Here is a 7803-nt window from a genome sequence, read left to right as displayed (position 1 = left end):
ATGTATGTACACTCGATCCCCAACAACAACGACAACCAGGATATCGTGAGCATGGGTTGCAATGCGGCGCTGATGACACGGCGGGTGATCGAAAACAGTTTCGAGGTGTTATCGATCCAGCTGATGACCGTACTGCAGGGAATAGACTACCTGGATTGTGCATCAAAACTGTCACCGGTAACGGCAGGTGTATACCGGGAAATGAGGGAAATATTTCCTAAGTTTATCGAGGACACTCCCAAATACCAGGACCTGGCAAAAATAAGAGACTACCTCGAGCAGTCTCAACACAGTTGGGCTGAGATTGAGTTGCAACTCCAGTAACATCACGATTGGATCAATATACAAACCGGAATATCAAAAACATTAGGAAAGCGATGAAATGTGCACTTGTTACAGGCGGATCCAGGGGTATAGGCAGGGCAGTTTGTCTTAAGATGGCAGAGATGGGATATCACGTCATTATCAATTATAAAGGAAACGAAGAACAGGCAAAAATAACCCTTGGACAGGTACAGGAGAAATGTGGCACGGCGGAACTCTTAAGATTTAATGTTGGTGACAAGGATGAAATAAACGCGGTGCTTGGCGGGTGGATGGAAGCGAATAAGGAAAAAACAGTGGAGGTGTTGGTGAACAATGCCGGAATCAAGGAGGACGCCCTGATGATCTTTATGAAAGATGAGCAGTGGGAGAGTGTATTAGGCACCAGCCTTGACGGTTTTTTCTACGTCACGCGACTGGTGATTAACCAGATGGCGGTGAAACGTTATGGCCGGATAATAAATATTGTTTCATTATCAGGCCTCAAAGGATTGCCGGGCCAGGTGAATTATTCCGCGGCAAAAGCCGGGGTAATCGGGGGAACCAAGGCTCTTTCCCAGGAAGTTGGAAAACGGGGTATCACGGTCAATGCTGTGGCACCCGGGTTTATCAAGACAGATATGACTGATGGCCTGGATGAAAAAGAACTGAAAGCCATGATCCCTGTAAACCGGTTCGGAACAGTAGAAGAGGTTGCACATGCTGTCGGGTTTTTGGCTTCAAGGGAGTCCGCATATATCACTGGCACCGTTTTGTCCGTTAATGGGGGGCTATATTCTTAATGATTCGTAACCTACATATCAACAACCTAATTTAAATCTTTCGGGATTCATGAACAGAGTCGTAATAACTGGTATGGGTATTTATTCCTGCATAGGCAGGAACCTCGACGAAGTTACCGCTTCCCTCAGGGCAGGAAAGTCGGGCATCGGCCTTGACCCGGACCGGAAAGATTTTGGATATCGCTCAGGGCTGACCGGAATAGTTGAGAAGCCGGATCTGAAGGGTATGCTTGACCGGAGAGCCCGGATCATGTTACCGGAACAGGGTGAGTATGCTTACCTGGCGACCGTTGAAGCACTACGGCATGCTGCGATGGACCAGGATTATATTGATTCGAAAGAAGTGGGAATTCTTTATGGGAACGACAGTTCCGCCGACCCGGTAGTGCAGGCAACTGATATCATCAGGGCCAAAAAAGACACCATGTTGGTAGGATCCGGTTCGGTTTTCAAAACAATGAATTCCACAGTAACAATGAATCTCGCCACGATATTTAAACTACGGGGGGTGAACTTCACGATCAGCGCCGCCTGTGCAAGCGGTTCACATGCTATAGGTCTCGGATACCACTTCATAAAAACGGGTTTGCAGGATACAGTGATCTGCGGTGGTGCACAGGAAATTAATTTAAACGCGATGGGTAATTTTGATGCCTTATCAGCGTTCTCGGTGCGGGAAACTGAACCGGCAAAAGCTTCCAGACCATTTGACCGTGATCGCGATGGGCTGATACCAAGTGGTGGTGCAGCCACGGTGATCCTGGAAAGCCTTGAATCTGCCCAGAAACGCGGTGCGCCCATTCTTGGTGAGGTGGTTGGTTATGGGTTCTCTTCGAACGGAAGCCATATATCAAATCCAACGGTTGATGGGCCCGTACGGGCACTGAGTATGGCTTTACGGGATGCAGGCATGATGGCTTCAGAAATTGGCTATATCAATGCACACGCTACCTCAACTCCGGCAGGTGATGCCAGTGAAGCCAAAGCGATTGCCACAGTGTTCGGGGACAAACAGATAAAAGTGAGTTCGACCAAGTCGATGACGGGGCACGAGTGTTGGATGGCCGGCGCAAGCGAGATCGTATACTCTATGTTAATGATGCAAAACGGATTTATCGCACCCAATATAAATTTTGAGAATCCCGACGAGGACTCGATGAAACTGGATATAGTTGAAAAGGCAATAAATATGGATTTTGAAGTATTTTTGTCTAACTCATTCGGGTTTGGCGGCACGAACTCGTCGTTGATTGTCAGAAAAATGCCTTAAACTTACTGTATGAACAGAGCCGAGATTATTGAGAAAGTAAATGAGTTCCTGGTGGAAGAATTTGAAGTCTCCGCTGAGAAAATTACTCCTGATGCAAATTTGAAAGAAACCCTTGAGTTGGATAGTCTTGACTATATTGACCTGGTTGTTGTAATCGAAAATAATTTTGCATTCAAAGTTAAACCTGAAGATTTCCAGGGAATCACAACCTTCAGCAGTTTCTATGACTATGTGATTTCAAAGCTTAGTTCAAAGGAGCCTGTCTGATGCCTGGCTGGGAGGGCAAATCGAGAGGGAGCAAACTGGGCTACGGGATTTTTGTTTGGGTACTGAAGTCGTTTGGAGTATTTCCCGCGTATTTTCTGCTACGTTTTGTTTCATTTTACTTTTTCCTGTTTTCTTCAAAGTCATCAAAAGAAACCTATAAGCTTTTCAACAAGCGATTGGGCTACTCCAGGATAGCATCTCTTTTCAAGGTGTATAAAAATTATTATCAGTTCGGCCAGAGTCTCATCGATAAGGTAGTAGTGATGTCGGGTATGCCCAACCGCTTCAGCTTTGATTTTGAAGGAGAGCAATACTTAAGGGAGATGGTCGCAGGCGGGAATGGCGGCCTTTTGCTGAGTGCGCATGTGGGAAACTGGGAAATTGCCGGACACTTGCTCAGGCGGCTGAATACAAAAATCAATATTGTGATGTTCGATGGTGAACATCAGCAGATCAAACAATATCTTTCAGGGGTTACAGGTGAACGAATCGTAAACGTAATAGTGATCAAAAACGATCTGTCGCATATTTACCAGATAAGTGAGGCGTTGACCCGCAGGGAACTGGTATGCATGCATGCGGACCGGTTTTTAGATGGCAACAAAGTACAAAAGGTTTCTTTCCTCGGTTCGCCTGCCAGCTTTCCGATTGGTCCATTTGTACTTGCTTCCACTTTCAAGGTTCCGGTTTCATTTGTCTTTGCGATGAAGGAATCAAATCTTCATTATCACTTTTTCGCTACGCCCGATCGGAATGATCCTTTTTTAGGAAAAGCAGCTTTGACCACAAAATTGTTGGAAGAATTTGCAGTTGAGATGGAAAAGAAAGTAAGGACCTATCCTGAACAATGGTATAATTTCTATAACTTCTGGCAATAGCCGAAATTCACTTGATATTAAGGATTAATAATTATTTTCAATCGTTATTTTCGCAACCGGCACCGCTTTAATAATGAATGTTTAATGGGAAGCAAGAATTGATAAACCATGTCGTTAGTAGAGAACATAGAAACAGTACTGCCCCAACGCCCGCCTTTTGTAATGATCGGCGAGCTGATCCATTGTGATGCCGAAACTTCCGTATCTGCTTTTGATGTAAAAGCTGATAATATTTTTTTGAAAGATAACCAGCTACACGAGCCGGCGTTGGTTGAAAATATGGCACAGACTGCAGCTGCCCGGGCAGGATTCCTGGCCATCCAGGAAAAGCGGCCGGTAAGTATTGGTTATATCGGCGCGATCCAAAATCTCGAGATTTTTGACCTGCCGGTTTTAGGTGATCGGCTTGAAACAGAAATCAGGGTACTGAACCAGGTATTTGATGTTACACTGATAAGTGCAGCGGTGAATTGTAAGGGCAAAAAGATGGCATCTTGTGAAATGAAAATATTTATTACTCAACAACCCTAAAAACAAGTTGTATGAAAAAAGTTGTACGTCTGTTTTTACTCAGTCTTCTCACCATTTCATCACTCGCTGCTTTGTGCCAGACGGCCAAAGATGTATTCAATAACACTGAATCCAAATTATTATATCTCGGAATTGATTTTACAAAGGCAAGGCTGATTGGAGATACGGCTGCAAATCAGGTTGATATCCGCGATCGGCAGTTTACGGGCATCAATGAGGTAGTAGTTAACGAACCCAAGCGTTATGAGATCAACGCTGCTTTCAACAGGTCGGCCATCGAACACGATCTTTCCCTGGTGGCAAAAAGAAATGCGAAGATTAATTCCGAAGAAATTAAATCCACCAACGATGGAGATTTCAGCCGGTTGAAGGAAGCTGATATTACTGCGCTCGTGAACGACTTTGACTTTGAGAATAAAGCCGGCACCGCGATATTGTTCGTCATGGAGGGGATGAGCAAAAACAAAAAAGCAGCGTCAATCTGGGTAACGCTGGTGGATATGAAATCCAAAAAGGTATTGATGACAGAAAGAATAGAATCGAAGGTTGCCGCCGGATTCAGCTTCAGAAACTATTGGGCATCGTCGATCCGGAACTTGCTGGAGTCAATTGACAAAAAGAAATACAACGAGTGGAAACAAAAATATTCCTGATCTGAGATTTGTGCAAGTCAAGATGAACGGGTAGCAAGGGAGAGAAGCAATGATAAATAGCCTGAAAGACAAAAGAACAATAAGAGTACGATTTAATGAAGCGGATCCCCTGGGAGTTGTGTGGCATGGTCACTACGTTCGTTATTTCGAAGATGGCCGGGAATCATTTGGTCAGAAGTATGGGATCAGCTACCTCGATTTTTTCAATCATGGAGTAGTGGTTCCTGTGGTACATATTGACTGTGATTACAAAAGACCACTTAGATATGGTGAATCGGTGTTAGTGGAAACTGAATACATTCCCTGTGAGGCTGCCAAACTACATTTCAGGTATAGGCTAACCTCACTAACCGGGGAACTGGTAGCAACAGGTTCGTCAATGCAGGTGTTCCTTGGAAAGGATGACTTTATTCTCCAACTTGTAAATCCACCGTTTTTTACCGAATGGAAATCAAAACAAGGCCTGGATCAAAATTAAGAATGAGACCCGTTTATACTATAGCAGACAATATTTTGTCCCCGTTGGGTTTCACAACGGCAGAAAATTTTTCCAGCCTTAAGCTGCAATTGTCAGGAATTAAAAAGCATGATGACCCTGTACTTTCGCCAGAAGCTTTCCAGGCTTCATTGTTTAGCCGTGAGCAGCAACTAAGCCTGATGACAGGGACAGCTGAACACCACTCATTATTCGAAAGGCTGCTCATCCGTTCTGTAAGCGACGCATTAAGTCAGACTACTGTTGATGTTACAGATCCAAAAACGGTCTTCATCATATCATCGACCAAAGGAAATATTGCAATGATAGAGAAGCCTGTGCCCGAGAGAGCCCCGGCAGAAACAATATCGCTGCATCATTCCGCCAGGATACTCGCGGCACACTTTAAAAATGAAAACCTTCCGCTTGTTGTATCAAATGCATGTATATCGGGTGTCCTGGCCATATTAACTGCAAAGAGATTAATTGAAACCGGGGCTTATGATCATGCAATAGTTGCCGGCGCTGATATCATCACAAAATTTATTTTGTCCGGATTCCAGTCATTCCAGGCGGTAAGCGCTGAACCATGTAAACCCTTTGATGAATCCCGCAATGGTGTCACGCTCGGAGAGGGTGCGGCGACAATGATTATTTCAGCTGATCCCACGAGAGGTAACAAATCGGTAATTGTCATGGGAGGTTCTACCAGTAATGATGCAAATCATATCTCCGGACCTTCGAGAACCGGTGAACCATTGCATGCGTCCATTGAAAAAAGTCTGAAGCAGGCAGGAGTAAAAAATACTGAGATTGGTTTCATCTCCGCGCACGGAACTGCAACAATTTATAATGACGAGATGGAAGCGAAAGCTTTTTCACTGGCTGGATTGGAACGGGTGCCCGTTAACAGTCTGAAAGGTTATTATGGACACACGTTGGGTGCTGCCGGACTGATTGAATCCATTATCTCTGTCGAAAGCCTGGCTGAAAACATTGTCATTCCTACAAAAGGTTTTGAGCGATTAGGGGTGTCGAAGGATATCAATGTTTGCTCATCACTCGAAAGCAGGACTATGCAATACCTATTAAAAACGGCCAGTGGATTCGGAGGTTGTAATGCGGCGATGGTTTTCGGCAAGAATACATAAATAATTTTACCAGGATAGATTAGCAATTTTTGAACCCTGGATATCACACAATCATTTGAACATGAAAACAGAAAAAGTCGATGTCCTGGTGATAGGAGCCGGACCATCAGGAACCGTAGCGGCATCTATTATAAATAAAGCCGGGTACAAGGTCAAAATTGTCGAGAAGTTGCTCTTCCCAAGATTTGTAATCGGCGAAAGCCTCTTACCAAGATGTATGGAAGCACTGACCGAAGCTGGTTTTGTGGATGCGCTTAAAGCCAAAGGGTTCCAGGAGAAAAACGGAGCAAAGTTTGTTAAAAAGGGAAAGATCTGTGATTACTCTTTTGCGGATCAGTTTACGCAGGGTTGGAAATGGACCTGGCAGGTGCCAAGAGCAGAGTTTGACAAAACACTTGCTGACGAATGTGAGAGAATGGGAATCCCTGTACATTACGAAACCACTGTTACAGATATCGTTTTTAATGGTTCCGCATCTGTTACCACTGTTGAGGATATTGAGGGAAACAAAACGCAGATTGAGGCAAAGTTCATAGTTGATGGAAGTGGGTACGGAAGGGTAATTCCAAAACTTTTTAATCTCGACAGGCCATCTAACCTGCCGGGTCGCAAAGCTTTGTTTGTGCACACCAGGGACCTCAAACGATCAATGGCAGACGAACCAAACCGGATCACCATCATAGTACATAAACCAGGCATCTGGATCTGGGTAATTCCGTTTTCAAACGGCATTACATCCGTGGGATTTGTGGGAAGTCCTGATTTTTTTGAAGGCTATGCAGGCACCGATGAGGAAAAGCTTCGTGCGATGATCGCTTCAGAACCCTATTTCGCAGAACGATTCAAGGATGTTGAATTTGTATTCGAAACAAAATCACTCCAATCATGGTCGAGCACTACCGATAAATTCTATGGTGAAGGTTTTGTATTAACCGGGAATGTTACTGAATTCCTTGATCCGGTTTTTTCTTCGGGCGTTACATTGGCAACGGTGTCGAGCCAGACGGCCGCTAAACTGGTTGTAAAAAAACTCCGCGGTGAAAACGTAGATTGGGAAAAAGAATATATGCAACCTACCATGCAGGGCGTAAATACATTCCGCTCATACGTGATGGCGTGGTATGAAGGTACACTTGATACAATCTTTTTTGCAGATCAACAGGATCCCCTTGTTAAAAGCCAGATCTGTTCAGTACTTGCAGGATACGTATGGGACCTGGACAATCCGTACGTAAGATTTCATGATAATGCTTTGCACAAGCTTGCGAGGATGATTGAGCTGCGCGATATGATCCGTATTGACAATGCTTAAACCCGCACATACTATAACAGCAAGTTGCATTATCGGGAATGATAAAGTGTACAGGAACGGTGAACTTTTTTTTGAGCGGAACAGTTCAAGGGTGTCTGACCTGATGCTTGCTTTGTATGAATTTCTTGCACCGGATTATCCAAAGTTTTACAAGATGGAT

10 protein-coding genes are annotated in these 7803 nt (G+C 44.4%); all 10 read left to right on the top strand.

Features of this window, described 5'->3' with window-relative positions; all coding sequences use genetic code 11:
- On the top strand, positions 1-324 hold a 324-nt coding region (locus ACX0G7_RS27030), incomplete at its 5' end, for an aromatic amino acid lyase (protein WP_458926669.1).
- A 53-nt stretch (positions 325-377) separates the two neighbouring features.
- Complete coding sequence (fabG, locus tag ACX0G7_RS27025) at positions 378-1106, top strand: 3-oxoacyl-ACP reductase FabG (protein ID WP_458926668.1); 729 nt, start codon at positions 378-380, stop codon at positions 1104-1106.
- 49 nt (positions 1107-1155) lie between these two features.
- Entirely contained in the window at positions 1156-2376 is a 1221-nt protein-coding gene (locus ACX0G7_RS27020; protein WP_458926667.1) for a beta-ketoacyl-[acyl-carrier-protein] synthase family protein, read from the top strand.
- Positions 2377-2385: 9 nt separating this feature from the next.
- Complete coding sequence (locus ACX0G7_RS27015) at positions 2386-2643, top strand: acyl carrier protein (RefSeq protein ID WP_458926666.1); 258 nt, start codon at positions 2386-2388, stop codon at positions 2641-2643.
- A complete protein-coding gene (locus ACX0G7_RS27010) occupies positions 2643-3521 on the top strand; it encodes an LpxL/LpxP family acyltransferase (RefSeq protein WP_458926665.1) in 879 nt (292 codons plus the stop codon). The genes ACX0G7_RS27015 and ACX0G7_RS27010 overlap by 1 nt, the downstream gene beginning before the upstream one ends.
- 108 nt (positions 3522-3629) lie before the next feature.
- Positions 3630-4052 carry a 3-hydroxyacyl-ACP dehydratase gene (locus tag ACX0G7_RS27005; protein ID WP_458926664.1) on the top strand — a complete coding sequence of 141 codons (423 nt, stop codon included), beginning with the start codon at positions 3630-3632 and terminating at the stop codon, positions 4050-4052.
- Between the two features lie 11 nt (positions 4053-4063).
- Entirely contained in the window at positions 4064-4705 is a 642-nt protein-coding gene (locus ACX0G7_RS27000; protein ID WP_458926663.1) for a hypothetical protein, read from the top strand.
- Between the two features lie 49 nt (positions 4706-4754).
- Entirely contained in the window at positions 4755-5183 is a 429-nt protein-coding gene (locus tag ACX0G7_RS26995; RefSeq protein ID WP_458926662.1) for an acyl-CoA thioesterase, read from the top strand.
- Between the two features lie 2 nt (positions 5184-5185).
- Positions 5186-6331, top strand: a complete 1146-nt coding sequence (locus ACX0G7_RS26990) for a beta-ketoacyl synthase N-terminal-like domain-containing protein (protein ID WP_458926661.1) — start codon at positions 5186-5188, stop codon at positions 6329-6331.
- Between the two features lie 61 nt (positions 6332-6392).
- Positions 6393-7643 (top strand): NAD(P)/FAD-dependent oxidoreductase, encoded by a 1251-nt coding sequence (locus tag ACX0G7_RS26985; protein WP_458926660.1) that lies wholly within the window; start codon positions 6393-6395, stop codon positions 7641-7643.
- The last annotated feature ends 160 nt before the right edge of the window (positions 7644-7803 follow it).

Source organism: Flavitalea antarctica, from assembly GCF_054461535.1.
Note: the sequence above shows the minus strand (reverse complement) of the source record. Positions and strands in the feature narration are given on the sequence as shown.

Coding starts and splice junctions, on each gene's coding strand:
- ACX0G7_RS26995 (WP_458926662.1), top strand. CDS start 4,755: ATGATAAATAGCCTGAAAGACAAAAGAACAATAAGAGTACGATTTAAT.
- ACX0G7_RS27000 (WP_458926663.1), top strand. CDS start 4,064: ATGAAAAAAGTTGTACGTCTGTTTTTACTCAGTCTTCTCACCATTTCA.
- ACX0G7_RS27005 (WP_458926664.1), top strand. CDS start 3,630: ATGTCGTTAGTAGAGAACATAGAAACAGTACTGCCCCAACGCCCGCCT.
- ACX0G7_RS26985 (WP_458926660.1), top strand. CDS start 6,393: ATGAAAACAGAAAAAGTCGATGTCCTGGTGATAGGAGCCGGACCATCA.
- ACX0G7_RS27010 (WP_458926665.1), top strand. CDS start 2,643: ATGCCTGGCTGGGAGGGCAAATCGAGAGGGAGCAAACTGGGCTACGGG.
- ACX0G7_RS27015 (WP_458926666.1), top strand. CDS start 2,386: ATGAACAGAGCCGAGATTATTGAGAAAGTAAATGAGTTCCTGGTGGAA.
- ACX0G7_RS26990 (WP_458926661.1), top strand. CDS start 5,186: ATGAGACCCGTTTATACTATAGCAGACAATATTTTGTCCCCGTTGGGT.
- fabG (WP_458926668.1), top strand. CDS start 378: ATGAAATGTGCACTTGTTACAGGCGGATCCAGGGGTATAGGCAGGGCA.
- ACX0G7_RS27020 (WP_458926667.1), top strand. CDS start 1,156: ATGAACAGAGTCGTAATAACTGGTATGGGTATTTATTCCTGCATAGGC.